This is a genomic window from Nocardioides sp. Root140 (assembly GCF_001426745.1).
GTDB lineage: Bacteria > Actinomycetota > Actinomycetes > Propionibacteriales > Nocardioidaceae > Nocardioides.
Genome location: NZ_LMFI01000010.1, coordinates 969844 through 995573, shown reverse-complemented (window position 1 = coordinate 995573; position 25730 = coordinate 969844). Strand labels below are relative to the sequence as shown.

The 25730-nt window shown below is 70.8% G+C and carries 23 protein-coding genes; 11 read left to right on the top strand and 12 right to left on the bottom strand.

Annotated elements, in window-relative coordinates:
• Positions 1–162: 162 nt before the first annotated feature.
• Complete coding sequence (locus tag ASD30_RS15155) at positions 163–801, top strand: TrmH family RNA methyltransferase (protein WP_056683009.1); 639 nt, start codon at positions 163–165, stop codon at positions 799–801.
• Positions 802–809: 8 nt separating this feature from the next.
• On the opposite strand, the gene ASD30_RS15150 is transcribed toward ASD30_RS15155, so the two are convergent.
• From ASD30_RS15150 to ASD30_RS15135, 4 genes are all read right to left on the bottom strand, one after another.
• Complete coding sequence (locus ASD30_RS15150; protein ID WP_056683006.1) at positions 810–1331, bottom strand: SigE family RNA polymerase sigma factor; 522 nt, start codon at positions 1329–1331, stop codon at positions 810–812.
• Positions 1328–2260, bottom strand: coding sequence for a hypothetical protein (locus tag ASD30_RS15145; RefSeq protein ID WP_056683003.1), 933 nt, complete (start codon positions 2258–2260; stop codon positions 1328–1330). Before ASD30_RS15145 ends, ASD30_RS15150 begins: the two co-directional genes overlap by 4 nt.
• A 92-nt stretch (positions 2261–2352) precedes the next feature.
• Positions 2353–3285 (bottom strand): hypothetical protein, encoded by a 933-nt coding sequence (locus ASD30_RS15140; RefSeq protein ID WP_056683000.1) that lies wholly within the window; start codon positions 3283–3285, stop codon positions 2353–2355.
• Between the two features lies 1 nt (position 3286).
• Positions 3287–3799, bottom strand: a complete 513-nt coding sequence (locus ASD30_RS15135) for a SigE family RNA polymerase sigma factor (RefSeq protein ID WP_056682997.1) — start codon at positions 3797–3799, stop codon at positions 3287–3289.
• A 135-nt stretch (positions 3800–3934) separates the two neighbouring features.
• On the opposite strand from ASD30_RS15135, the gene fbaA reads away from it, so the two are divergent.
• Complete coding sequence (gene fbaA / locus ASD30_RS15130) at positions 3935–4966, top strand: class II fructose-bisphosphate aldolase (protein WP_056682994.1); 1032 nt, start codon at positions 3935–3937, stop codon at positions 4964–4966.
• Positions 4967–5089: 123 nt separating this feature from the next.
• Here fbaA and ASD30_RS15125 read toward each other — a convergent pair whose 3' ends face one another.
• The gene (locus tag ASD30_RS15125) at positions 5090–6109 is read right to left on the bottom strand and encodes a type IV toxin-antitoxin system AbiEi family antitoxin domain-containing protein (RefSeq protein WP_056682991.1); all 1020 of its coding nucleotides are present in this window, start codon (positions 6107–6109) and stop codon (positions 5090–5092) included.
• Here ASD30_RS15125 and ASD30_RS27975 point away from each other — a divergent pair.
• Complete coding sequence (locus tag ASD30_RS27975; protein ID WP_442938239.1) at positions 6010–6258, top strand: HofP DNA utilization family protein; 249 nt, start codon at positions 6010–6012, stop codon at positions 6256–6258. The two genes, ASD30_RS15125 and ASD30_RS27975, sit on opposite strands and share 100 nt — an antisense overlap.
• A gap of 66 nt (positions 6259–6324) precedes the next feature.
• On the opposite strand, the gene ASD30_RS15120 is transcribed toward ASD30_RS27975, so the two are convergent.
• Positions 6325–7800 (bottom strand): DHA2 family efflux MFS transporter permease subunit, encoded by a 1476-nt coding sequence (locus tag ASD30_RS15120; protein WP_056682989.1) that lies wholly within the window; start codon positions 7798–7800, stop codon positions 6325–6327.
• Between the two features lie 88 nt (positions 7801–7888).
• Here ASD30_RS15120 and ASD30_RS15115 point away from each other — a divergent pair, with 88 nt between their 5' ends.
• The 3 genes from ASD30_RS15115 to ASD30_RS15105 are packed head-to-tail and all read left to right on the top strand — an operon-like array spanning position 7889 to position 9130.
• Positions 7889–8377, top strand: coding sequence for a hypothetical protein (locus ASD30_RS15115; RefSeq protein ID WP_156393661.1), 489 nt, complete (start codon positions 7889–7891; stop codon positions 8375–8377).
• Positions 8374–8679, top strand: coding sequence for a transcriptional regulator (locus ASD30_RS15110; protein WP_056682982.1), 306 nt, complete (start codon positions 8374–8376; stop codon positions 8677–8679). The genes ASD30_RS15115 and ASD30_RS15110 overlap by 4 nt, the downstream gene beginning before the upstream one ends.
• Positions 8680–8716: 37 nt before the next feature.
• A complete protein-coding gene (locus ASD30_RS15105; protein ID WP_056682979.1) occupies positions 8717–9130 on the top strand; it encodes a DUF3151 domain-containing protein in 414 nt (137 codons plus the stop codon).
• Positions 9131–9133: 3 nt separating this feature from the next.
• Here the strand turns inward: ASD30_RS15105 and ASD30_RS15100 are convergent, their stop codons facing one another.
• Positions 9134–10039, bottom strand: coding sequence for a LysR family transcriptional regulator (locus ASD30_RS15100; RefSeq protein WP_056682976.1), 906 nt, complete (start codon positions 10037–10039; stop codon positions 9134–9136).
• 101 nt (positions 10040–10140) lie between these two features.
• Between ASD30_RS15100 and ASD30_RS15095 the strand changes: the two genes are divergently transcribed.
• Positions 10141–11172 (top strand): YeiH family protein, encoded by a 1032-nt coding sequence (locus tag ASD30_RS15095; protein WP_056682974.1) that lies wholly within the window; start codon positions 10141–10143, stop codon positions 11170–11172.
• 102 nt (positions 11173–11274) lie between these two features.
• Here ASD30_RS15095 and lysS read toward each other — a convergent pair whose 3' ends face one another.
• Positions 11275–12984 (bottom strand): lysine--tRNA ligase, encoded by a 1710-nt coding sequence (gene lysS / locus ASD30_RS15090; protein WP_056682971.1) that lies wholly within the window; start codon positions 12982–12984, stop codon positions 11275–11277.
• A 214-nt stretch (positions 12985–13198) separates the two neighbouring features.
• On the opposite strand from lysS, the gene ASD30_RS15085 reads away from it, so the two are divergent.
• A complete protein-coding gene (locus ASD30_RS15085; protein ID WP_056682967.1) occupies positions 13199–14191 on the top strand; it encodes a hypothetical protein in 993 nt (330 codons plus the stop codon).
• Here the strand turns inward: ASD30_RS15085 and ASD30_RS15080 are convergent.
• Entirely contained in the window at positions 14188–15114 is a 927-nt protein-coding gene (locus ASD30_RS15080; protein WP_056685068.1) for a diacylglycerol/lipid kinase family protein, read from the bottom strand. The genes ASD30_RS15085 and ASD30_RS15080 overlap by 4 nt on opposite strands.
• Before the next feature lie 151 nt (positions 15115–15265).
• Between ASD30_RS15080 and ASD30_RS15075 the strand changes: the two genes are divergently transcribed.
• On the top strand, positions 15266–16552 hold the full coding sequence (locus ASD30_RS15075; RefSeq protein ID WP_056682963.1) for an adenylosuccinate synthase: 1287 nt from the start codon (positions 15266–15268) through the stop codon (positions 16550–16552).
• Positions 16553–16579: 27 nt separating this feature from the next.
• On the opposite strand, the gene ASD30_RS15070 is transcribed toward ASD30_RS15075, so the two are convergent.
• The 3 genes from ASD30_RS15070 to ASD30_RS15060 all read right to left on the bottom strand — a co-directional run bounded on the left by ASD30_RS15070 (position 16580) and on the right by ASD30_RS15060 (position 22886).
• Complete coding sequence (locus ASD30_RS15070) at positions 16580–18640, bottom strand: protein kinase domain-containing protein (RefSeq protein ID WP_056682960.1); 2061 nt, start codon at positions 18638–18640, stop codon at positions 16580–16582.
• An 18-nt stretch (positions 18641–18658) separates the two neighbouring features.
• Positions 18659–20689, bottom strand: coding sequence for a serine/threonine-protein kinase (locus ASD30_RS15065; RefSeq protein WP_056682957.1), 2031 nt, complete (start codon positions 20687–20689; stop codon positions 18659–18661).
• A 124-nt stretch (positions 20690–20813) separates the two neighbouring features.
• Entirely contained in the window at positions 20814–22886 is a 2073-nt protein-coding gene (locus tag ASD30_RS15060) for a serine/threonine-protein kinase (RefSeq protein WP_056682955.1), read from the bottom strand.
• Positions 22887–22913: 27 nt separating this feature from the next.
• On the opposite strand from ASD30_RS15060, the gene purD reads away from it, so the two are divergent.
• Positions 22914–24182 (top strand): phosphoribosylamine--glycine ligase, encoded by a 1269-nt coding sequence (gene purD / locus ASD30_RS15055; protein WP_056682950.1) that lies wholly within the window; start codon positions 22914–22916, stop codon positions 24180–24182.
• Positions 24183–24260: 78 nt separating this feature from the next.
• On the top strand, positions 24261–25679 hold the full coding sequence (gene purB, locus ASD30_RS15050; protein WP_056682947.1) for an adenylosuccinate lyase: 1419 nt from the start codon (positions 24261–24263) through the stop codon (positions 25677–25679).
• Positions 25680–25730 lie beyond the last annotated feature (51 nt).

Below are 25730 nucleotides of genomic sequence, written 5' to 3'. Positions count from 1 at the left end.
TTTTGGAGTTTTGGGGCGTGAGGCGGCCAGTGGTGCGTGAATCGTCCAGTGGTGCCAGGTCCGTCGTACGGCGCGGGCGGCTACCGTTCGGCTGTGGAACACGCCGATCACAGTGCGCAGCCCGAGGCTGAAGAGGAACCGGCGCGGGCGCCGTACGACCCGATGCCGCACGGGCCCGAGGAGGTGGGGCTCGGGCCGTGGCAGGGGGAGTGGCCCGACGACGACCGTCTCGATCCCGAGCTGCTGGAGCACGGCGACCGGCGCAACGTCGTCGACCGCTATCGCTACTGGACGATGGAGGCGATCGTCGCCGACCTCGACACCCGGCGGCACGGCTTCCACGTCGCGATCGAGAACTGGCAGCACGACTTCAACATCGGCACGATCGTGCGCACCGCCAACGCGTTCCTGGCCGCCGAGGTGCACATCGTCGGCCGGAAGCGGTGGAACCGTCGCGGCGCGATGGTGACCGACCGCTACCAACACGTCAGGCACCACGCGACGCCCGCTGACCTGGCGGCCTACCTGCACGAGAGGTCGGTGCGGCTCCTGGGCATCGACAACCTGCCGGGTTCCGCACACCTCGAGACGATGGAGCTGCCGCGTGAGGTGTGCTTCCTCTTCGGCCAGGAGGGCCCCGGCCTCTCCGAGAGCGCGCGCGAGGTGGTCGACGGCACCTTCTCGATCGCGCAGTTCGGTTCCACCCGGTCGATCAACGCCTCGGCCGCGGCGGCGATCGCCATGCACACCTGGGTCCGGGAGTACGCCGACCTCTCCGGCGACGCCGCCTGGCGCGGCTAGGGCATGCCCTAGGTCGTCTGCTCCAACAGGGCGCGCAGCGCCTCGAGCCCGCGCGACGTGTGACTCTTGACCGTGCCCGTCGAGATGCCCAGCTCGTCGGCGGTCTCCTGCACGTCGAGGCCCAGCCAGTGCCGCAGGACGACGACCTTGCGCTGCATCTCCGGCATGCCTTGCAAGGCGTCGAACAGCTCCGAGCGTTCCTCGGGCCCGATGCCCGTCGGGGCCGTGGCGTCCATGCCCTCGTCCAGCTCGACGGTCTGTGGCCGCCTCAGCCGGGTCCGGTGCTCGTCGATGTTGGTGCGCACCAGGATCTGTCGCACGTAGGCGTCCGGGTTCTCGTTCATGCGCACCTGCGGCCACACGACGTACAGCTTGGTGAGCGCGACCTGCAGCAGGTCGTCGGCCTGGTGCCAGTCGCCGCAGATCGCATAGGCGATGCGGCGCAGCTGGCCCTGACGTGCGGCGACGTACTCGACGTACTCCGCCTCGCGGCGGGTACGCCGAGCGGTCAGCCCGGTGAGCAGGCTCATCGCACGCCGACCTCGGACTCGTAGCGGGGTCGGGCCCAGTCGAGGAAGGCGTCGAGGGTCGAGGGGTTGCCGGCGTCGGCGGCCGGGACCGCCATGTAGTCGTCGGAACCGTCGACAGTGCGGACCAGAACGAACCACTCCGCGCCGCTGTCGTCGCGGACCTGGGCCACCCAGCTCGGGTCGTCCGCCTTCGCGAAGTTGTTTGGGAGGTCGGGCTGGGTCCGCTGGTCGAGGATCGTGGTTTCCCCAACCGGGGCAAGGGATTCTCCGGTGATCTTGACGAGTCCCGAGCCGTCGACCGTGCCGGGCATGTCGGAGTCGTCGGTGTTCGCGGCGGCGTCGTCGCGCAGCCGCTTGAGCTGGTGTCTCGCCCAGGGTTCGAGGCGGTCGGCCGACCTGGCGGGTGACCAGATGCCGTTGCCGGGCGCGAGCATCAAGATGTTGCTGAGCTCGCCCTGCGGCGACCTCATGGTCGCTGCGACGGACACCTGTCCCTTCGCGAAGCCGTCGAGGCGGCGCACGAAGGTCCAGCCGGGCCGCACCAGCAGGTCCGTGCCTTCCCAGGCGAAGGCCAGGAAGCTGCCCCCGCCGAGGAGTTCCGCGCGTTGCTGGGGCGTCGGTGCCGGGGTCCGGTAGATCACCCGGTCGGGAGTGAGGACCGGCTTGGCGGTGTCGGCGTCGGCCTCCGGGTCACCGGCGAACGCGGGTGCGTCGTCGCGGTTGGTCACCTGGGGGTCACTGCCGGGCAGGGCCACCCAGGCCGTGCCGCCGAGCACCGCGGCCATGGCCAGGGCGCCCACGCCGACCGCAGCACGCCGGCGTCGCAGCGCCGCGCGCCCCGCGGAGAGTCGTGCGTCGATCGGGCGATGGGCCGGGCCGTCGCCGATGGCGTCCTCGAGCCGGTCCAAGATGTCGTGGTGGTCGTCCATGGTGCTCTCCCCGTCCGTGGTCCTTGTGGTTCATCAAGGAGTACGGCGCGATGTCGGCGACGGTTGTCAACGAGCGTTGGGAAATCTCCGGATCAGCCAGGGAAGTTGCGGTCGCCGTCGGGGCCGGCCAGCTTGGACTGGATCATCGGGTAGTCCTCGAGCTCACCGACGCCCGCGTCGTTGGGTGCGTTGATGCCGTTGCGGTTCTGGCTGGCGTCCCAGTAGGCGATCAGCGTGCCGTCCGCGTCGAACAGCTTGATCCGGTTGATCACGTCGTCGATGTTCTGGCCGTTGCGCAGGGGCATGCCGTCCTTGGCCCAGGTGATGTCGTCGGGCAGGGTGCCGACGTGCTCGACGTAGTAGTAGCCCTCGTTGGCGTCGACCTTCTCCCACTTGCCGTCGAAGAACCGCACTTCGACCCGCGCCACGGCCGGGTCACGTCGACCCTCATGGGTGGCGACGAACTTGCCGCAGCCGGGCACCACGTCACGGTCCGGGTCGCAGGCCTGGCCGACGCCGTATCCGTAGCCGAGGTTCGAGATCTGCGGGTCGGGGGCGATCCGATAGGCGGGCATCACGAAGGCCTCGGAGCTGCCCCTGTCGATGTAGCACTCGCCCCAGAACTTCTGGTTGCCCGAGCGCAGGTAGGCGCGGGTGTTGCCGTCGTACGTGACGATCGAGGCCATCACCTCGGGGGCACCTCCGCGCCAGAGGTACTTGGTGCCGCCGTTGCGACCGTCGGCCTCGTGGCAGGTCTCGACGATCTGCTGGTTCGGGTCGGGCGGTGTGGTGTCGGGGGTCTGGCTCGCCACGGTGGTGGTGTCGCGGTCGTTTCCCTTGTCCGGGTCACCCTGGACGGCGTACGCGCCGCCGCCGATCACGGTCATCACGGCCAGGGCGGCCGCGCCCGTCGAGAGGCGCCGCCGGCGCAGCGCCCTGTGGCCGTTGGTGAGGTGTACGTCGAGGGGCCGGTGCTGCGGCTCGTCGTCGAAGAGCGTGTCGAAGCGGTCGTGGAGGTCAGGCATGTCAGTTCCTCGTCATCTCGGGGAGTTCTTCACCCAGGGCGGCGCGCAGGCTGTTCAGGGCATGGTGGGTGTGGGCCTTGACCGTGCCGGGCGCGATCGAGAGCTCGTGGGCGGTCTGCTCGACGGAGAAGTCGAGCCAGTGGCGCAGCACGACCACCTTGCGCTGCATCGGCGGCAGGGTGTCGAGCGCCGCCAGCAGGCTGGACCGGTCGTCGGGGTCACTGCCTGGCGGGGCGGGTGCATCGAGTCCGTCGAGGCCCGGCGACTCGCGTTGTCGCGCGGGTCTTCGGTGGTCGTCGATGTGGGCGTTGAGGATCACCCGACGCGCGTAGGCGTCGTGGGCCCGGTCGTCGCGCAGTCGCGGCCACGCGACGTACATCTTGGTGAGCGCGGTCTGCAGCAGGTCCTCGGCTCGACCCCAGTCACTGGTCAGGGTGTAGGCGAACCTGCGCAGGTAGCCCTGGCGTGCGGCGACGTACTCACTGAACGCCGCGTCGCGTTCGGCCTTGCGCATGAGGTGGTCCTCTCGTTTCTTCGACCCTGTCACTTCCTAGGACGCATGGCACCCCGCTCGGGGTTTAGGTCACCGCACGTTCGTCGCAGGCTAGGCTGGCGGCCGACCGCCGCAGCGCAATCGAGGAGCTCAGAGATGCCCATCGCCACCCCCGAGGTCTACGCCGAGATGATCGACCGGGCCAAGGCCGACGGCTTCGCCTACCCGGCCATCAACGTCTCGTCGTCGCAGACGCTCAACGCTGCGCTCCAGGGCTTCGCCGACGCGGGCTCCGACGGCATCATCCAGGTCTCGACCGGTGGCGCGGAATATCTCTCCGGCCCGTCGGTGAAGAACATGGTCACCGGCTCCGTCGCCTTCGCGGTGTACGCCGCCGAGGTGGCCAAGAACTACCCGGTCAACGTCGCGCTGCACACCGACCACTGCCCCAAGGACAAGCTCGACGGCTTCGTCCGGCCGCTGGTCGCGCTCTCCGCGGAGCGGGTGGCGCGTGGCGAGCAGCCGCTGTTCCAGTCCCACATGTGGGACGGCTCGGCGATCGACCTCGACGAGAACCTCGTCATCGCCGAGGAGCTGCTCGAGGCCTGTGTCGCCGCGCGCATCATCCTCGAGATCGAGGTCGGCGTGGTCGGCGGCGAGGAGGACGGCGTGGTTGGCGCCATCGACGACAAGCTCTACACGACGCCCTCCGACGCGCTGGCCACCGTGAAGGCGCTCGGCATCGGCGAGAAGGGCCGCTACCTGACCGCGCTGACCTTCGGCAACGTGCACGGCGTCTACAAGCCCGGCAACGTCAAGCTGCGCCCGGAGATCCTCGACATCGCCCAGAAGGCGGTCGTCGACGAGCTCGGCCTCGAGCCCGGTGCCAAGCCGTTCGACCTGGTCTTCCACGGTGGGTCCGGTTCGTCGCCCGAGGAGATCGCGGCCGCGGTCGACTTCGGTGTCATCAAGATGAACGTCGACACCGACACCCAGTACGCCTTCACCCGCCCGGCCGCCGCGCACATGTTCGCGCACTACGACGGCGTGCTGAAGGTCGACGGCGAGGTCGGCAACAAGAAGGCCTACGACCCCCGCGCCTGGGGCAAGGCCGCCGAGGCCGGCATGGCCGCCCGCGTGGTCGAGGCCTGCGAGAACCTGCGCTCCGCCGGCACCTCCCTCTCCTGACCCCCGCTCCCCGCAAGTAACGCGGGGTTACGGTCGCTCCACACGCGTTGTGCCACGGGCGAACCGTCGACAGCACCGCGCAAGTGCCGGTGTACGGCGCATTCCATCGGACGCCGGTCGAATTCAGGCAGACCGCTGAACGGGGTGGCGAGGGATCGGCACGTACCCGGGAGGCAGATCGGTGCCGAACCGGGTCGTCGTGATCGCGAATTCGCGACGCACCCGCGCCGCGGCCGATGCGCGCTGATCTCCCCAGAAATCGGCCCAGATGAGGCGCGACATGCCGTAGCCCTCCGCGCAGACCGATTCCTGGCGCTTCTTCTCGGCCCACACCACCTCACCCGCGGACAGGTTGGCCACCCCGCCCTCCGCTCGGCCTCGGTACTTGACTCTGCCGTCGAACTCGATCAGGTGACGACCCACTCGCATGTCCACCCAATACACGTGCCCGTTCGTGACCACCGAGAACTGGGTCTGGACGGGGCCGACACCAAGACTCTGGACGAGTTCGCGAGCCAGCGTTTCGCCGACCGACTCGGCTCCGGAGTCGGAGTCCTGGACGGCGCTGCGGGATCGCACGACGTGGGGCCAGTGCTCCATCGCGTCCACTGCCGTCCAGAGTTCGTTCTTGGTGGCACCCAGCTGCATGGCTGAGTCACAGGCGACCAGGCCGTGGCGATAGCCGTGCTCTCGCCCGATGTCGACGGCCGTGCGCGCGAGATCGAGCACGTGGACGCCGTTGAGGTCGACGACCTGGTCGGGGGCGAAGTGGGCGAGGTGATGCTTGACGCCGTGTTCGGTGCGGGACCCGGTGACACCCGGGCGAGTGACGTGCACCAACGTGTCGTGGACCTCGAGCATCGGCAGCCCGTGGAGCAAGCCGGCCGACCTGTGACTGACGGCGTGCGGTCGGTTCATGGTCAGGTGCGCCGCGAGCACTCGAAGTCGGGGCTTCCCTTCACGATCATCGAGCGACTCCCAGGTGTTCCGGGCGACATAGACGCCGCGCCGAACCGTCACCCACGCGCCGCCGTGACCGGTGAGTGTGCGCAGCTCGCGTTCTGTGTAGCCGGCCGCCATTGCCTGGATGCGAGTCACGAGTCCGTGTTGCAGGTTTGCATGGATGGCGAGGTCAGGGCGCATGCAGTGAGCGTCCACGTGTCTCGCCGTGCGTGCTGAGGAGAACGCGCGACCTGTGGATGAACGCTGCACAGTCCTGCGTGTGGACAGAAAGCGGCTGGAACGTACGGCGGGCTGATCCGTCAACGCTGGCACTTGGGCGGTGCTCTTGACGGTTCGCCCGTGTCAGAACGCGTGTGGAGCGACGGTAACCCCGCGTTACACGGGGGAGGGCGGGGTCAGCGTTCGTGGCTGGGCTTGGCGAAGAACAGGACGGCGGCGAAGCCGACCAGCAGGACGGCCGGGGGCAACAGCATCGCGTCGGCCATCGCCTGGCTGAACGGCGCGTGCACCTGCTCGGGCAGTGACCCCGACAGGGAGGCCTCCGGGCCGGCGTCGACGCCGGGCAGGTGAGAGGCGAGCCGGGCATCCATGAGTACGGCGATCGCCGCCGAGCCCAGCACGGCGCCGACCTGGCGCGTGGCGTTGTAGACGCCGGCACCGGCACCGGCCAGGTTCATCGGCAGGTTGCGCGTGGCGGTGGCGGTCAGCGGGGCCCAGACGCAGGCGCTGCCGGCGCCGAGGAGGGCCATCGGTGCGATGAACTCCCACGTCGAGGAGTCGGGCGTCATCACGCGGGAGAGCCAGAACAGCGAGGCCGAGGCGCCGAGGAAGCCGAGGGCGGTGATGGTGCGCGGGTGGATCCGGTCGATGAGCTTGCCGACCCCGGGGGCGAGCACGATGCTGACCAGCGCCATCGGCACCAGCAGGAGTGCGGACCGGGTGGGCGAGAGGTCGCGCACCAGCTGGGCGTAGAGCATGAACGGGAAGCCGATCGAGGTGATCGCGAACGACATCGTCGAGATGGCCAGGTTGGAGACCGAGAAGTTGCGGTCGCGGAAGAGGCGCAGCGGCACCAGCGGCTCGCGCCGGTTGCGCGACTGCCAGAACACGAAGACGGCCAGCACGACGAGGCCGGCGATGATCAGCCGCCACACGGTGATCACGCCGGTGATCCCGGACCAGTCGTACTGGTGGCCCTCCTGGATGCCGAAGACCAGGCAGAACATGCCGACGCCGGAGAGCGCGACGCCGAGCCAGTCGAAGGAGTGCTGGTGGGTGTCGAGATTGGGCACGAGGCGCTGGGCGAGGACGAAGGCGACGATGCCGACCGGGATGTTGACGAAGAACACCCACTCCCAGCCGAGGGAGCCGACCAGTACGCCGCCGAGCAGTGGGCCGACCAGGGTGGCGACACCGGCGGTGGCTCCCCACAGCGACATCGCCTGGCCGCGACGGGCGGCCGGGAAGATGCGGGTGATGATCGCCATCGTCTGCGGGGCCATCATCGCGGCGCCGAAGCCCTGGAGGACGCGGGCCCCGATCAGCATCTCGACGGTGCCGGTCAACCCGCACCACAGCGACGCGATCGTGAACACCGTGAGCCCGGCCAGGTAGAGCCGCTTGGGGCCGAACCGGTCGCCGAGCCGGCCGGTGATCAGCACGGGTACGGCGTAGGCCAGCAGGTAGGCACTGGTCACCCAGACCACCGAGTTCACCTCGGCGTCGAGGTCGCTCATGATGTCGGGCGTCGCGACGCTCACGATCGTCATGTCGACCAGGATCATGAAGAAGCCGAGGCAGAGGGCGAAGAGCGCCGGCCACGGGCTGACGTCGTCGGAGACCTGGGCCGGAGTGGTGTTGGTGTCGGTCACGACTCGATTCAACACCCTTGCACCCACAAACCATTCCTTGAATAGTGCTCCATTGCTTTCCGTTGCGGAAAGTGATTGGCTTTCCAACATGGAAAACAATGAGCGGATGCAGGCCTCGGAGGCCCTGGACGCCATCGGCGACACTCGCGCCGACCTCGCCGACCGGCTCGTCACGCCGTGGTTCCACCACCCGGTGCTCGCGGTGCTGATGACCGGAATGGTGCTGGTCCACGGCCTCGAGCAGCTCCGCGACTCGTGGTTCCGGGTGCCGTTCGCACTGGTCGTGATCGCCGCCAGCCTCGGCCTGGCCAGGCTCTACGCGCACATGACCGGCATCTCGATCAGCAGCCCGGTCGGTCCGCGCAGCAAGCTGATGCTGACGATTCTCGGCGTCGGCCTCGTCGGCTCCCTGCTGTGGCTGATCATCGCCGAGCCGGCCCAGGGCGTGGTCCTCGGCGTGGCCGGGTTCGTCTTCGTCTTCACCGTCGTCGCCGGCCGGTCGTACGACGCCGCGCTGCGCGCCGACCTGCGCACGGACCTGCGCACGGACCTGCGGGCAGACAGAGTCGCGCGATGACAGGCGGGCCTGAGTTCAACGAGGTCATCCATGCGCCCAACCGGCTGCAGATCTGCGCGCTGCTGGTCAACGTGGAGAAGGCCGAGTTCGCCACGATTCGAGACAGTCTCGGCGTGGCCGACTCCGTGGTCAGCAAGCACCTCAAGGTGCTCGCCGATGCCGGCTACGTGAAGCTCGACAAGCCCACGGGTGGTGGGCGGGTGCGCACCTGGGCCGGCATCACCAAGGAGGGCCGGCGCGCCTTCGTCGCCCACGTGGCCGAGCTGCGTCGCCTGACCGAGAGCCTCGACCTCCAGTCCTGAGGCAGAGTCCCGGGAGCGGGCGTGACAGGCTGGCCGCATGAGCCACATGGACCTGATGGCGGGACCCCCGCCCACCCACCTCCCTGAAGACCCCGCCGCCGCAGACCTCGTCGGTGGCACGCCGCCCGCGACCGTCGTACGCGCCCACCCGGAGTCGCCGTTCGCCTGGGCCGCGATGGCCGAGCAGGCCGTCGAGCAGGGCGCCGACGACGTCACCGTCTACGCCTACTCGCGGGTCGGCTACCACCGGAGCCTCGACATGCTGCGCCGCAACGGCTGGAAGGGCCACGGCCCGGTGCCGTGGGAGCACGAGCCGAACCGCGGCTTCCTGCGCTCGCTGGCGCTCCTCGCCAAGAGCGCCCGGGCGATCGGCGAGCAGGCCGAGTGGGACCGCTGCTCGGAGTTCCTGCGCGACTCGAGCCCGACGGCGTACGACGAGCTGCTGGGCTGACCTTCAGCGCCGGCTGCGGGCGATGCGTACGACGTCCGCGGCCACGCCGGTCGGCCGGCTCGACCGCGGCCACACCGCCCGCAAGGGGCGTCCGAGGTCGAGCTCCTCGTCGAGGGGCACCGAGACCAGGGACCCGCTGGACACCTCCGAGGCGACCGCGAGCTCACTGAGCACCGCCGGGGCCGTGCCGGCAGCGACGCTGGCCTTCACCGCGGCGGTGCTGGCCAGCTCCATCTCCAGTTCGCTGACCCGGTGACCTGCCCGGGCCAGTGCCGCCTCGAGGGTGTCGCGGGTGCCGGACCCGGCCTCGCGCAGGATCAGGTGGGTCGCGGACAGCTCGGCCGCGGTGACCGGCCGGCGCCGCCGCGCCCACGGGTGGTCGGGCGCCACGATCACCACCAGTCGGTCGTGCCGGATGATCGTCGACCCGACGGTGCGTGGCACGTACGGCGACTCGACGAAACCCAGGGGCACCCGGGCGGCGAGCACCGCGTCGAGCACGTCGTGGGAGTTGCCGACGTCGAGGCTCACCTGGAGCTCGGAGTGGTGCCGGCGCAGCCTGGCCAGCCAGTTGGGAGCGAGGTACTCCGCGATGGTCAGGCTGGCCGCCACGGTCAGGTGCGGCTTGTGGTCGTCGGCGAGCGACCGGGCTCCGACCACGACCCGATCGACCCCGGCCAGGGCCTCGCGGGCCCACTCGGCCACCACGCTCCCCTCGGTGGTGAGCCGGGATCCCGTGGCCGAACGGTGCACCAGCACCACGCGCAGCTGGCGCTCCAGGCGGGCGATGGCGCGGCTGGCGTTGGGTTGGGCCATGTCGAGGGCTCGGGCCGCCCCACCGAGTGACCCGAGCTCACCGACGCGCACCAACAGCTCGAGCGCGGTGAGGTCGGGACGGTCCGTGGGCATGCAAGAAGGATATGACCTGCCCCAGAGCCATATCAACAGCGCATGAGTCCATGTCGAAATGACGGCTACCGGGAACGACCGTCCGGCGCGACCCTCGAAGGGTGACCTCCCTCAACGACGCCATCGTGACCAGCCCGCCGTCGACGACCGCGCAGCGGCCCGCGACGATCTGGCCCGGTCTGCTGCTGGCGGCGGCGGGTGGCGCGGCCGGGCTGCTCGGCCACCGGCTCGTCCCGCAGCTCAGCCCCGTGCTCGTCGCGATCGTGCTCGGTGTCGTGGTCGGCAACCTCCGTCAGCCCTCGGCGGCCACGGCCCCCGGTCTCGCCGTGGCCTCGCGCCGGGTGCTGCGGATCGGCGTCGCGCTGCTCGGCCTGCAGCTCGTGCTCTCCGACGTGTTCGCCCTCGGGTGGGCGATGGTGCTGGTCATCGTCGCCGTGGTGGTCGGCGGCATCGCCGGCAGCCTGTGCCTGGGGCGGGCGCTCGGCGTACCGCCCGGCCGTCGGCTGCTGATCGCCTGCGGCTTCTCGATCTGCGGTGCGGCCGCGGTCGCCGCCGTGGCCGGCGTACGCCGCTCGGAGGAGAGGGACGTCGCCTCGGCGGTCGCCCTCGTGGTGGCGTTCGGGAGTACGGCGATGCTGGTGCTCCCGGCGATCGCCACCGCGCTGGGGATGAACGTCGTGGGAGCCGGAGCCTGGGCCGGTGGCTCGATCCACGAGGTCGGCCAGGTCGTCGTCGCCGGTGGCCTGCTGGGTGGGGCCGCGCTGCAGGTGGCCGTGGTGGTCAAGCTCGGCCGGGTCCTGATGCTCGCACCCGTCCTCACCGCGCTGACGTGGGCCGACCGCCGACGGGGCGCCGAGGTCGAGGGCGCCGTCCGCCCACCGCTGATGCCCGCCTTCGTGGCCGTCTTCATCCTCGGCACCGTGGCCCGCACCTGGCTGCCGCTGCCCGACCAGCTGCTCGACGTCGCCGGCGTGGTGCAGTCCCTCGCCCTGGCCGCCGCGATGTTCGCGCTCGGCCACGCCCTGGACCGCAAGTGCCTCTCGGCGCTGCGCGGCCGCGAGGTCGCCATGGCCGCCGGGGCCTCCGTGCTGGTCGCGCTCATCGCGCTGCCGGCCGTGTTCCTGGTGAGCTGAACGCGCCCGCTCGGCGGCTCTTGAGCGGTGGTGTTGACGCTTCGCACGTCGTACGACGCGTGCGGAGCGACCATAACCCCGCGTTACACGTGCAGGTCGGGGTCAGGGGGCGAGGAGCGTGCGCACCTTGTCGAGGCCCAGCGCCACGATCAGCGTGGGCAGCCGCGGGCCGCGGTCCTTGTCGACCAGCAGGTTGTAGAGCAGCTTGAAGAACGCCTTCTGGTCGGCCTTGACCTCGTCGGTCGGGGCGTCGTCGACCGCCAGCCCGTGGGCCAGCTTGGGCACGCCGTAGACCACCGAGGTCACCTCGTCGAGGTCGAGTGAGGCCGGCAGGTTCTCGAGGAGCAACGAGATCCACTGCGCCTCGTCGGCGGTCAGTGCGGCCAGGCGGTCGGCGTCAGGTGCGGTGCGCACCGTGGTGCGGTCCTCGGGGTCGCGTCCGGCGGTCCAGGCCATGGCCCGGTCGAGACGGGGCTGCAGGTCGTCGACCGAGTCGTGCGCGTGGCCGACGTTGCTGATGATGTCGCTGATCAGGTCGGCCGACCCGGCGGTCACGTCGGCCACGGAGGCCAGTGTGCGGAACGGCACGACCACAGGCGGTGTGGTCAGGCGTCCGGCGGTGGTCGTGGCCGAGGCGCGCTCGAAGGCGAGCACCTGGGCGTCCCGCTTGGCCGGGTCGGCAGCCTTGCGTCCCAGCGCGTCCCACTCGTCGTACAGCCGCAGGACCTCGTCGCCGAACTCGACGTTGAAGGCCTGCTTGGGCTGGCGGCGCACGTAGAGCCAACGCAGGATCGGCGCCTCGAGCACCTTGAGCGCGTCGGCCGCGGTGGGCACGCCGCCCCTGGACGACGACATCTTGGCCATGCCGGCCACGCCGACGAACGAGTAGCCGAAGAACGACGGGGCGCGCCCGCCGAAGATGGTCTTCACCAGCTCCTTGCCGACGGTGTGTGAGGAACCGGGGGAGGCATGGTCGACCCCGGCGGGCTCGAAGTTCACGCCTTCGTAGGCCCAGCGCATCGGCCAGTCGACCTTCCAGACCAGCTTGCCCTCGTCCTGGGTGGCCAGGTTGGTGACGCCCGAGAACGAGCACACGCTGCACGTGTACGCGAGGTCGGCGGTGTCGTCGTCGTACGACGTGACGGTGGTGGTGTCGCGGCCACAGTCGCGGCAGTAGGGCTTGAACGGGAAGCGGGCCAGGTCGTCGGCGGTGCCGGTGGCGCCGTCTGCCTCATCGGAGTCGTCGGCGGTCACGGAGTCGGCCAGGGCGGCGGCCTCCTGCTCGGACTCGGCGACCGGTGCGGCCTTGGTGCGGTAGCGCGCGAGCACGGCCTCGATGTCGCCACGACGGCGGGCAGCCAGCTGGATCTGCTCGCGGTAGGTGCCGGCGTTGTACATCTCGGTCTGGCTGACCTCGTCCATCTCGCAGCCCATCGCCGCGAGCGCCTCCCGGAGCGGCTCCTTGAAGTGCTCGGCCCAGCTGGGGTGGCAGTCCCAGGGGTCGGGTACGGCGGACAGGGGGCGGCCGATGTGCTCGTTCCAGGCCTCGTCGACGCCTGCCGGAACCTTGCGGAACCGGTCGTAGTCGTCCCAGCTGTGCAGGTGGCGCACGGCCAGGCCCCGGCCGCGCAGCTCCTCGGCGACGAAGTGGACGGTCAGGAACTCGCGCAGGTTGCCCAGGTGGATGGGCCCCGACGGGCTGATGCCGGAGGCCACCGTGATCAGTTCGGCGTCCGGTCCGGCGTGGCGCACGGCGTCGTCGGCAGCGCGGGTCACCCAGTCGCTCGGGTTCTGTGGTCCGCCTCGTGCCATCTGCGTGTGCTCCTGGTTCCTGCGCTGGACTGAGCCGCCAACGCTACCGGAGCGGGTCCGCAGGCACAGCGGTGCCATCCATGATCACATCCCCCGCGATGTGACCCTGGATGGTGCCGACGTCGGGACCCCACACAGAGATTCCAGAGCAAGGATGACAGTGGCCGGTCCCTGCCACGTGGCTAACGCATGCCGCTGTCACTAAACTGCCACCATGCCGCGACCGCTCGCCACTTCGGTTCCCTCTGCGCTGGGCCTGACCCGTCAGGAGGAGCGTCTGTACCGGCTGGTGCAGCCCTTCTCCCGGCGGCCACTCGACGAGGTGGGTCCGGCACTCGCCCTGTCGGGTGAGGAACTGCGCCGGCGCCTCGAGCCCCTGATCGCCGCGGAGCTGGTCGCCCTCGACGGCGGCGTGGTGCTGGTCCGCCGTCCTGCCGAGGCCGTCGTCAAGGTCCTCGAGCGACAGGCCGCGACCGTGACCGCAGTGGGCGAGAGCCTCGACGGACTCCTGGCGGCCGTCCCCTTCCTGGCCGCGGCCGCCAGCAGGCCCGCCGACGACGAGGTCGCCGACATCGACCGCATCGACGGCGAGGTCAGCTCCGGGGGCAACCCCCTGGCACTGCTCTCGGCGCTGGTCGCGAACAGTCGCGGCGACCTGATGTGGCTACGCCCCGATGCCTGGCAGCTGCCTCGGGAGTCCTCGATGGCGCGGGTGATCGCGTCCGCGGTCGCGGCCGGCAGGCGGTCACGTGCGATCTATCCCGCCCGCGCGCTGCAGGAGGCGCCCGACGCCCTCCTCGCCCGGGCCCGGGCCGGAGAACAGGTCCGGCTGATCTCCGACCTGCCGACCCGGATGATCGTGATCGGCACGACCCACGCGGTGCTGCCCGAGCCCCTCGGGGTGGCCGACGAGCCCCGGCTGCTGGTCAGGCAGTCGGCACTGGTCGCCGCGCTCGGACTGTGGTTCCAGTCGTTGTGGGAGCAGGCCAGCCCGGTGCCGGAGCTCGACCTGGGCCACGCGCGACCGGACCTGCGGCGCTTCCTCCTCGAGCAGCTGGCGCTGGGCGCGAAGGACGAGCAGATCTCCCGGAACCTCGGCATCAGCCTTCGCACCACGCGCCGACGGGTGGCGGACCTGATGACCGAGCTCGGGGTCGACACCCGCTTCCAGGCCGGCGTCGAGGCGGTACGCCGCGGCTGGATCTAGTCCAGCGACTTCGCGGGCCGCAGCAACGAGTAGGCGCCGGGCACCACGCGCCAGGTGCGGCGGCGTTCGGGGCCGTGGATCTCGCCGTCGGCGCTGGCCCAGAACTCGTCGCCGGCCACGGTCACCTGGCTGCCGCGCAGGCTGACCACGTCGTCGCGTCCCTCGTGCTCGCCGCGGCTGAGGTGGGCGACGTACGCGATCCGGTCGAGGCGGCCGACCGCCCGCGAGACCATCACGTCGACCTTGCCGTCGGCCGGGTCGGCGTCGGGGTTGAGTGACGTGCCGCCGCCCACGTCGGACCCGTTGCCCAGCGCGACCATCAGCACCTGCTGGTCGAGGTCGTTGACCACGACGCCGTCCACCTCGACCTTGAGGTGCAGCACGTGGGGTCGTACGGCGGCCATCAGGGCGCCGATCGGATAGCCCAGCTTGCCCAGGCCGATCGGACCGATCCGCACCTTGCCGAGCACGGACTTCACGCCGGCGCCGAGTCGCCCGGCCTGCGCGGACGCCCCGACGTGGACGTTGTTGACGACGATGTCGCCGAACTCGTCGACCAGCAGGTCGGTGGGCGTGGGTGTGCCGGTGAGCACGACGCGTGCGGCCTCGTCCGGCTCGACGGGAAGGCCGTTGCCGCGGGCGAAGTCGTTGCCGGTGCCCAGCGGGATCAGGCCGATCACCGTGCCGGCCAGCTCGTTGCGGCGGTGCAGTGCGGCGACCACGGCGTGCATGCTGCCGTCGCCGCCGGCCACCACGATGCGCCGGGAGCCGGCCCGGTGGAGGACCCCGTCGAGCTCGCCGGGGTTCGAGGTGGCCGCAACTTCGACGCTCGCCCGGGCGCGCAGCACCTCCAGGGCGGTCTCGAGCGCGTCCTGGTCGCCGGATCCGGCGTCGGCGTTGGTGATGACAAGGAGTGGGTCCACGGTCGGCGACACTACCCGTGGTCCCCTCCGGCCTTTGGTAACGTGTGTGCGCAAGAGCCCCGGTGCGCTGTTGCCGGGGCCTTTTGCATTCCCTGGCGATCCGGACCCCGGCGCCGGGGACGCAAGGTCCGAACGACCGAAGGAGAACCAAGTGCCCGCGATCATCGTGCTCGGAGCCCAGTGGGGCGACGAAGGCAAGGGCAAGGCGACCGACCTGTTGGCGCAGGACACGAGCATCGACTTCGTGGTCCGCACCAGCGGCGGACACAACGCCGGCCACACCATCGTGGTCAACGGCGAGAAGTTCGCCACCCACCTGCTGCCCAGCGGCATCCTGACCCCCGGCGCCACCAGCGTGATCGCCAACGGGGTCGTGGTCTCGCCCGAGGCGCTCTTCCGCGAGCTCGACGGCCTGATCGAGCGCGGCGTCGAGGTCGCCGACCTCAAGGTCAGCGCGAACGCCCACGTCATCGCGTCGTACCACTCGACGATCGACAAGGTCTCCGAGCGCTTCCTCGGCAAGAACCTGATCGGTACGACGGGGCGCGGCATCGGGCCGGCCTACTCCGACAAGGTCAACCGCTGCGGCATCCGGGTCGCCGACCTGTTCGACGAAGGCATCCTCGCCCAGAAGGTCGAAGCCGCGCTCGACGTGCGCAACCACCTGCTGACCAAGGTCTACAACCGCCGCGCCATCGAGGCGGAGGCCGTCGTCGAGGAGCTGCTGTCGTACGTCGACCGGCTGCGTCCGATGGTGGCCGACACGACACTGCTCCTCAACGACGCGCTCGACGACGGCAAGACCGTGCTCTTCGAGGGCGCCCAGGCCACGATGCTCGACGTCGACCACGGCACCTACCCGTTCGTCACCAGCAGCAACCCGGTCGCCGGCGGCGTGTGCGTCGGAGCCGGTGTCGGCCCGACCCGCATCGACCGGGTGATCGGTGTGATCAAGGCCTACACGACGCGGGTCGGCTCGGGCCCGTTCCCGACCGAGCTGTTCGACGAGAACGGCGAGCGGCTCCAGCGCCTCGGCGGCGAGATCGGCGTGAGCACCGGCCGCACCCGTCGCTGCGGCTGGTACGACGCGGTGATCGCGCGCTACGCGACCCGGGTCAACGGGCTGACCGAGTTCTTCCTGACCAAGCTCGACATCCTCGGTGACTGGGAGCAGATCCCGGTCTGCGTGGCCTACGAGATCGACGGCCAGCGGGTCGACGAGATGCCGATGACGCAGACCGAGTTCCACCATGCCAAGCCGGTCTTCGAGTACTTCGACGGCTGGAAGAGCGACATCTCCGGCTGCCGCACCTTCGAGGAGTTGCCGAAGAACGCGCAGGCCTACGTGAAGGCGCTCGAGGAGCTCAGCGGCGCACCGTTCTGGGGCGTCGGGGTCGGTCCGGGTCGCGAGCAGACGATCGTGGTCCACGACAGCTGACCACGACCCGGGCTCCGGCCGGCCGGGTCACTGCAGGGCGAACGGCCCGATGATCGAGCCGTTGTACCACTCGCAGGTCTTCGCGCAGTCGAACGCCGTGGCGTGTGACGGCTGCGCGAAGTTGGTGCCCTCGGAGATGAGCACGTCGATCTGCCAGGGCTCGGTGTTCCACCGGTCCAACCGGACCAGGTCGTCGCGACCGTTGCCGTCCACGTCGGAGGCGACGGTGTCGGTGAAGGATCCGTTGACGATCCCGGGCGGCGTGACGACCCATGACTCGCCGGCGTCGAAGCGGTCGCCCGACGCACGGAAGACGCGGACCTCCTGGTCGCCCTGCGTGTCCACCAGGAGTGACAGCTCGTCGGTGCCGTCGCCGTCGAAGTCGCCGGGCGCGACGCTGCCGGTGGTGAAGGTGTTCTCGGGGGTGACCCGCGCCGGACCGGGCTGGCCGAAGGCGGTGCCGCTCGACCGGATCAGCAGCAGGCCGCTCTTGGCGACCTTCGAACCGTAGGACCTCTCCACGGCCAGGTCCGACTTTCCGTCGCCGTCGAAGTCTCCGGGCAGCATCGCGTTGCTGACCGACTTGCCCAGCCCCCGGATCCGGGCCCAGGACACGGGCTCGCCGAAGCCGTCGTCGGTGGCCGGGACGACCCAGAGCTCGATCACTCCCGGGGACCGGTCGGTGGAGAGGCCGATGTCGTCGCGCCCGTCACCGTCGAAGTCGCCGAGCATCTCCCAGACGTACTTCCCGGTGTTCGGCACGGTGACCCTGTGGGTGGTGGTCTCACTGCCCCCGTGCCGGACCTTGATCGAGAGCGGCACGTCCGTGCGGTCCTGGACCTTGCCGAGTCGGGTGATGTCGACGAGGTCGAGGCGCTGGTCGCCGTCGACGTCGCCCAGGTAGACCGACCCCTTGGAGGCCTTCCTGCCCCGGGGCCGGGAGAACCCGTCGGCGGTGCTGGTCATGGTGGTCTCGAGCGAGGTCCTGCCCGGCCGGTCCCGGTCGAACATCAGGTCGCCCAGCCGGTCGCCGTCGACGTCGCCCGTGACCAGGGGTCGGCGGTCGGCACCGCCCGCGGAGCTGCGGCCGGGGTCGGCGGTCGGCTCGTCCTCGGCCGCCAGCAGCCTCTGGACGCCGAACCCTGCGCCGCCCAGCACCAGCGCGCCAGCGGTCACGGCGGCGACCAGACGGCCACGCCGTCTCCGCGGTGCGGTCGTGGTCGTCGCGGCGCCGGACTGGTCTGCGGCACGCGCCACCGCCAGCAACTGGTCGCGGAACGCCGCCGCGGTCCGGAACCGGTCCTTCGGGTGCTTGGCCAGTGAGCGGTCCAGGAGGTCGTTGAAGCGCCGGGTGAGCGGGTCGTCGCCGGGCAGCTGCGGGATCGGCTCGGTCAGGTGGGCGGCGGCCACCTCGACGTCGGGCCCGGTGTACGGCGCTGCGCCGGCGTTCAGGCAGGCCCACAGCACGCAGCCGAGGGAGTAGATGTCGCTGGCCGGTGTGCCCGGGGAGCCTTGGGCGCGTTCGGGAGCCAGCCATGACCACGTGCCGGCGACCGTCCCGGTCATGGTCAGTCCCCGGCTCCACTGGGTCTGCGCCACCCCGAAGTCGCAGAGATATGCCTGCGGTTCGGTGGTGTCGGACGAGTCGGCGGAGCGGAGGAGCACGTTCGCCGGCTTCACGTCCCGATGCACGACGCCGGCCCGGTGGGCGTCGTGCAGGGCCCCGGCGATCTGGACGCAGACCCTCGCGGCCAGGGCACGCGGGAGCGAACCGCGTTGCTCGAGCACGGCGCCGAGGTCGCCGCCCTCGACGTACTGGGTGGTGATGTAGAGGACGTCGTCGTGCACACCGTGGTCGTAGATCGCGACGATGTGGGTCGAGTCGACCTTGGCCAGGGTGGTGGCCTCGTTCAGGAACCGGGTGCGGAAGCCCTCGTCGGTGGCCAGGTGCGGCCACATCACCTTCAGCGCGACGGTGCGGCCGAGCTCGGTGTCGTGGGCCCGGTGCACCACGCCCATGCCGCCGGTTCCGAGCTGGGCGTCGATCCGGTACCGGCCGAAGAGGTCACCGGTGCGAGGCAGGGGCACGGGTCTCCCTTTCGCGCGTCATCGGATGGAGTCGAGGGGTGATGGACTGTAGCCGCACTGCGTGCACGCTGCCCAACGGGAGAAGGAGCCGAAGGTCGTGCCGTCGGACAGTGCCACGCTGATCTCCTTGCGGCGTCCCATGCCCTTCGGGACGAGGAGCACGTCGGGGTGCCCGTTGCCGTCGACGTCGGAGGTGGCCAGCAGGACGGACTGCGACTGCGTGCCCGCGTCGAGGGTGATGCTGCCGGGTGTGAAGCCTTCGTCCCCGGCCTGCCAGGTGCGCAGTCGATCGGCGTCGAACCCCGAGGTGTAGACGAGCAGCTCGGACGAGCCGTCGCCGTCGACGTCGGCGGCGCCGAGGGTGACGTCGTACGGGTCGGGCGACTCGGGTGCACGTGCGGCCGGCACGAAGCGGGTGCCCTCGGCGCGCAGCAGGGTGAGGCGCGCGTCGTAGTCGGAGGTCGTGCCGAGGAAGCGGACCCCGGACTCGACGGTCGCGGCCAGGTCGTCGTCACCGTCCCCGTCGAAGTCGCCCACCGCGAAGTCCGTGTCGAAGGTCGAGATCGGCACCTCCGCCCACACCGTGCCCTTGGCGAAGCGGTTGCCGCGGTTGAGCAGCACCGTGATGCGGGCAGGGCCGTCGTCGAGGTCGTCGAAGACCAGCGCCAGGTCGTCGGTGCCGTCGCCGTCGTAGTCGCCGGCCACGACCAGGCTCGCGCTGTCGTCGCCCTCACCGGTCGTGAGCCGGAACGCCGCCGTGCGACCGGAGTCGAAGGTGACGGTGAGGGTCTCCGAAGCCTGCTTGCCGATGTCGGGCAGGCCGTTGCCGTCGAAGTCGGCCAGGATCTGCCGGGAGTCGATCGGGCTGACCTTCGCGCTGCGCATCTTCGTGGCGTCTGCGGTGCCGGAGAACCGGAGGCCGAGGATGTCCGCGGAGTCGTCGTTCTCGAGCTCGAGGTCGCCGTAGCCGTCACCGTCGAGGTCGCCCACGACCGGCGCGGGTTCCGGCTCCACCGTCGGTTCAGGTTCGGCCGTCGGCTCGTCGCCGCCCCCGTCGGTTCCGGGGCCGGCCTGCGCCCACCAGATGCCGCCGCCGGCCAGTACGGCGAGCGCGAGCGCGCCGACCACCAGCGGCGTACGACGACGCCGGGTGCGTCGGGGCGCCTCGACCCTGGCGACGTACTCGTCGACGTCGGCAGGATCGAACCCGGTGCGTGCGGAGCCGCCGAGCGCGGTCATTGCCCGACCCATCGCCTCCGCGGTGGGAAACCGCTGGGCCGGGTCCTTGGCCATCGCCCGGTCGAGGAACCGGTTGACCGCCGCCGCGGTCTCGTCGGTGCCGTTGAACCGCGGCACCGGGGCGTTGCGATGCGCGAGGGCGATCTGCACGTCCGTGCCGCCGTACGGCGGGCGCCCCGTCAACGCTGCCCAGAACAGGCAGCCGAGGGCATAGATGTCACTGGCCGGGGTGGCCGGAGCGCCGAGGGAGCGTTCGGGTGCGAGGTAGGCCCACGTGCCGGCCACCCCACCCGCGACGGTGAGCCCCTCCTGCTCGGTCTGGGCGATGCCGAAGTCGCAGAGGTAGGCCCGGGGCTGGTTCGTGTCGGGGTCGCGGACCAGCACGTTGGCCGGCTTGACGTCGCGGTGCACGACGCCGGCGCGGTGCGCGTCGTGGAGCGCCGCGGCGACCTGGGCGCAGAGGTCGACGGCGATCGCGACCGGCATCGGCCCGCGCTTCCGGACCAGCTCGCCGAGGTCGCCCCCGGGCAGGTACTGGGTGGCGATGAACGGGACGCCGTCGTGCTCCCCGTGGTCGAAGATCTGGGTGATGTGCGGCGAGTTCAGCCGGGCCAGCACGTTGGCCTCGCGATGGAATCGCTGGAGGAACTCCTCCTGGCCGGCGATGTTGCCCGACATCACCTTCAGGGCGACCTGGCGCTGGAGGAGGGTGTCGGTGGCCAGGAACACCATGCCCATACCGCCCTGCCCGAGCAGGCGCTCGAGGCGATAGCGGCCGAAGTTCTGCCCGACGCGGGGCACGGAGGTCATCGCGGTCTTCCAGACGTGTCGTCGAGCACGGGGACACTATGCCCGGCCGACGGCGCCAGAACCATTGTCCTGGTCACAGGACTGAACCATACGGCCGCCGAGCTCGCGGTCCGCAGCGACGCGATCATGTGATGTTGTTCGTCAGCATCGAGAAGGTCTCGTCGCAGCCCTTGTTGAGACAGGCGATCTCGCCCCAGCGGAGGGGTGAGTCGAAGGACTGCCCGGTGGAGAGGGCGACATCGAAGGGGACGCCGGTGTCGGTCATGGCACGTTGGACCACGACGTCTGCCCTGCCGTCCCCGTTCACATCGATCATGGCGGTGTCCAAGGGGTCGTCGGGGTCGTCGACGAGGTCGACCACCCAGTCCTCGCCGGCCGAGATGGTGTCGTCCTCGAACTCGTGGACCCGGATCGTGCCGGGGGCGCCGCGCAGGTGGGTGACGATCTCGTCGGCACCGTCACCGTCCACGTCAGCCACGTCGAGAGGGGTCGCGACGACGCCGTTCTTCGGGGTGTTGCGTGGATTCGACGGTGTCTGGAAGCCGGACCCGTCGGAGAGCAACACCTGCAGCTGAGGCGCGGCGTCGGTCCCCGGCCGAACCCCGTCCCGGCGCACCACGAGGTCGTCTCGATCGTCGCCGTCGACATCGCCGGCGACGATCTGCTCGCCGTAGGAGGTCCAGTTCTCCAGGGTGGCCACCGGCTCCGGGTCGGCGAAGTCGTCGCCGCTGCTCAGCGCCACCTCGATCTCCAGCACGGAGTCCCTCGATGAGGAGTCTCGTGCCCAGGTGAGCACGAGGTCGTCCAAGCCATCGCCGTCGATGTCGGCCAGCAGCGGGAAGGCGTCGTCGCGTCTGCCCCGCCTGGGGAACCCCGCGTCGAACCGGTCGTCGGTGCCGGTGATGACCTCGACGTCGAGCCCCTTGGTCTCCAGGTTGTCGTTGATGCCCAGGACGTCGTCGAGGCCGTCCCCGTCGACGTCGCCGCGCACGAGATAGCCCTCCGGCTGCAGCTGCCGCTCGGGGTCGGTGAATCCCGTTCCGGTTGAGCGCACCAGGAAGTTGCGACCCTCCTTGTAGGAGTCGCCGTAGTTGTACCAACGGACGAGGAGGTCGCCCTTGCCGTCTCCGTCGACGTCGCCGAGGATCGCGGCGGGGTCATTCTCGTCGTCCTGTGGGGCGTCGTCGCGCCACACGGCGTACGCCGTACCCGTGCCGGCCAGCACGGCCACGGCGACCGCGACCGGGATCCACCGTCGCCGGCCGTGTCGACGCGGGGGAGCCCCTGCGGTGCCGGAGCGTACGGCGGTGCCGGTGTCCTCGCGGTGCGGTGTCGACGGTGTGGGCTCCACGAGGGTGCGGTCGCCGAACCGGGTGAGCGACAGCAGGTCGGTGCGGAAGTCGGCGGCCGACGCGTAGCGGCGGGCCGGGTCCTTGGCCAGCGCCCGCGACAGGACGGCGTTGACCCGTCGGGTCGCCGGATCGTCGCCGACGAACTGCGGCACCGGCTGCTGCACCTGGGCCAGGGCGACCTCGACGTCCGAGCCGCCGTACGGCGCGTGCCCGGTGAGCGTGGCCCACAGGACGCACCCGAGGGAGTAGATGTCGGAGGCCGGCGCGCCAGGGTCGCCCTTCGTCCGCTCCGGAGCCAGCCAGGCCCAGCTGCCGGCCACGCCTCCGGTCTGGGTCAGGCCCGTGGTGCCGGCGTGGGCGATGCCGAAGTCGCAGAGATAGGCGAACGGCTCGGTGCCGCGGTCGCGGAGCAGCACGTTGCTCGGCTTCACGTCGCGGTGCACCACACCGGCCGCGTGCGCGTCGTCGAGGGCGCCGGCGACCTGCGCGCAGATCTGTGCGGCCCGGTCGAGCGGCAGCCTCCCGGTGGCGCGCAGCAGGTCGCTGAGGTCGCCGCCCCGCACGAACTGGGTGGAGATCCAGGGGATGCCGTCCTCGACGCCGTGGTCGTGGATCGTGATGACGTGCGGCGAGTCGAGGCGGGCCATGATGTCGGCCTCGCGCTCGAACCGCTGGGTGAACTCGTCGGCCCCCTGCAGCCGGCCGGCCATCACCTTCAGCGCGACAGTGCGGTTCAGCCGGGTGTCGGTGGCCCGGAAGACCACGCCCATGCCGCCCATGCCGATGCGCTCCTCGATCAAATAGCGCCCGAAGCGGGTGCCGGGTGTGGGTGAGTGCAGCGACATGGTGGCGCCATCCTAGGATCGATCTCCGTGAAGACTCTCGTCATCGGCACCGGCGGCCGCGAACACGCCCTGGTTCTCGCGCTCGACCGGGACCCCGCCGTCACCGAGGTGCACGCGGCTCCCGGCAATCCCGGCATGGCGGCCTCGGCCACCCTGCACGAGGTCGACCCAATGGACGGGCCTGCCGTGGCCGACCTCGCCGTACGCCTCGGCGCCGACCTGGTCGTGGTCGGGCCCGAGGCACCGTTGGTCGCCGGGGTCGCCGACGCCGTGACCGGTCGGGGCATCGCCTGCTTCGGCCCGTCGGCCGCGGCCGCGCAGCTCGAGGGTTCCAAGGCGTTCAGCAAGGAGGTGATGGCGGCCGCCGAGGTGCCGACCGCCCGCTCCTTCACCTGCGCCGACGCCGACGAGGTCGCCGCCGCGCTCGACGCCTTCGGTGCGCCGTACGTCGTGAAGGACGACGCGTTGGCCGCCGGCAAGGGCGTGGTCGTCACCAGTGACCGTGACGAGGCCCTGGCCCACGCGGCCACCTGCGGCACCGTGGTGGTCGAGGAGTTCCTCGACGGCCCCGAGGTCTCGCTCTTCGCGGTCTGCGACGGTGCGACGGCCCACCCGCTGCGCCCGGCCCAGGACTTCAAGCGGATCTTCGACGGTGGCCGCGGCGCCAACACCGGCGGCATGGGCTCCTACACACCCCTGACCTGGGCGCCCGACGACCTGGCCACCACCGTCATCGACACGGTCGTGCAGCCGACGCTCGACGAGATGGCGCGACGCGGCGACCCGTTCCGTGGCTGCCTGTACGTCGGCCTGGCGCTGACCGACTCCGGCCCCCGGGTGATCGAGTTCAACGTGCGCTTCGGCGACCCCGACATCCAGCCCGTGCTGGCCACCCTCGAGTCGCCGCTGGGCACGCTGCTGATGGCCGCCGCCGAGGGCCGGCTGTCCGAGGTGGAGGCGCCCCGCTTCAGCGACCAGGCGTCGGTGACCGTGGTCCTGGCCTCGGCCGGCTACCCCGAGTCGTCGTCCAAGGGCGACGTGATCACCGGGGTCGGAGCGGCCAACGGGGTCAACGACGTCGACGTGATCCACGCCGGCACCGCGATCGTCGACGACCAGCTGGTCACGGCGGGCGGCCGGGTGCTCGCCGTACGCGCTCTCGGCTACGACGTCGACGACGCCCGCTCCCGCGCCTACGCCGCTGCCGACCTGATCACCTTCGACGGCCAGCAGCGGCGCTCCGACATCGCCGCCGAGCCCCTCGGTGTCGTCGAAGGCGCCTCCGCCCGCGACTGAGGGAACGGCCCCGACGCCCGTCTCTCCCGCAGGCACGTGATTCGGGAGGCTCCGGCTCACGTGGGAGAATGTCGACTCGTGACCGTTCCCAACGTCCTCGCCACCCGCTACGCCGCCGCCGACCTCGCCGCGATCTGGTCGCCCGAGCACAAGATCGTGCTCGAGCGGCAGCTCTGGATCGCCGTGCTCAAGGCCCAGAAGGACCTCGGCATCGACGTCCCCGACGGCGTCGTCGAGGCCTACGAGAAGGTCGTGGACCAGGTCGATCTCGCCTCCATCGCGGAGCGCGAGCGGATCACCCGGCACGACGTGAAGGCCCGCATCGAGGAGTTCTGTGCGCTGGCCGGCCACGAGCACATCCACAAGGGAATGACGTCTCGCGACCTGACCGAGAACGTCGAGCAGCTCCAGGTGCGCCAGTCCCTCGAGACGCTGCGCGACCGCGGTGTCGCCACCGTGGCCCGGCTGGCTCGCCTGGCCACCGAGCACGAGACCACCGTGATGGCCGGCCGCTCCCACAACGTCGCCGCCCAGGCCACCACGCTCGGCAAGCGCTTCGCGACCATCGCCGACGAGATGCTGGTCGCGATCACCCGCATCGACGAGCTGCTGGCCCGCTACCCGCTGCGCGGCATCAAGGGCCCGATGGGCACCGCCCAGGACATGCTCGACCTGCTCGACGGTGACGCCGCCAAGCTGGCCGACCTCGAGTCCCGGGTGGCCTCCCACCTCGGCTTCGACAACGTGCTGACCTCGGTCGGCCAGGTCTACCCGCGCTCCCTCGACTTCGAGGCGGTCTCGGCCCTGGTGCAGCTGGTCGCCGGCCCGTCCAACCTGGCCACGACGATTCGCCTGATGGCCGGCATCGAGCTGGTCACCGAGGGCTTCAAGGAGGGCCAGGTCGGCTCCTCGGCGATGCCCCACAAGATGAACACCCGCTCCTGCGAGCGGGTCAACGGCCTCGCGGTCATCCTCCGCGGCCACCTCTCCATGGTCGGCGAGCTCGCCGGCGACCAGTGGAACGAGGGCGACGTGTCCTGCTCGGTCGTACGCCGGGTGGCGCTGCCCGACGCGTTCTTCGCCGCAGACGGGCTGTTCCAGACCTTCCTCACCGTGCTGGACGAGTTCGGCGCGTTCCCGGCCGTGATCCAGCGCGAGCTCGACCGCTACCTGCCGTTCCTGGCCACCACGAAGGTGCTGATGAGCGCCGTGCGCAACGGCGTCGGGCGTGAAACGGCTCACGAAGCGATCAAGGAGAACGCCGTCGCCGTGGCGCTCGAGATGCGCCAAGGACTCGCCGTCAACGACCTCTTCGACCGGCTCGCGGCCGACCCGCGCCTGGGCCTCACGAAGGACCAGATCGCCGCCCTGGTGGCGGAGCCGATCACGTTCACGGGTGCGGCAGTGGCGCAGACCGAGGCCGTCGTACGACGTGTGGCCGAGGTCGTGGAGCGGCACCCCGAAGCGGCGGCGTACACCCCCGGCGACATCCTGTGACGATGTGACCCGGGGCACATCCCGGCTTGCGACATCGGGTGTGAACTGAAA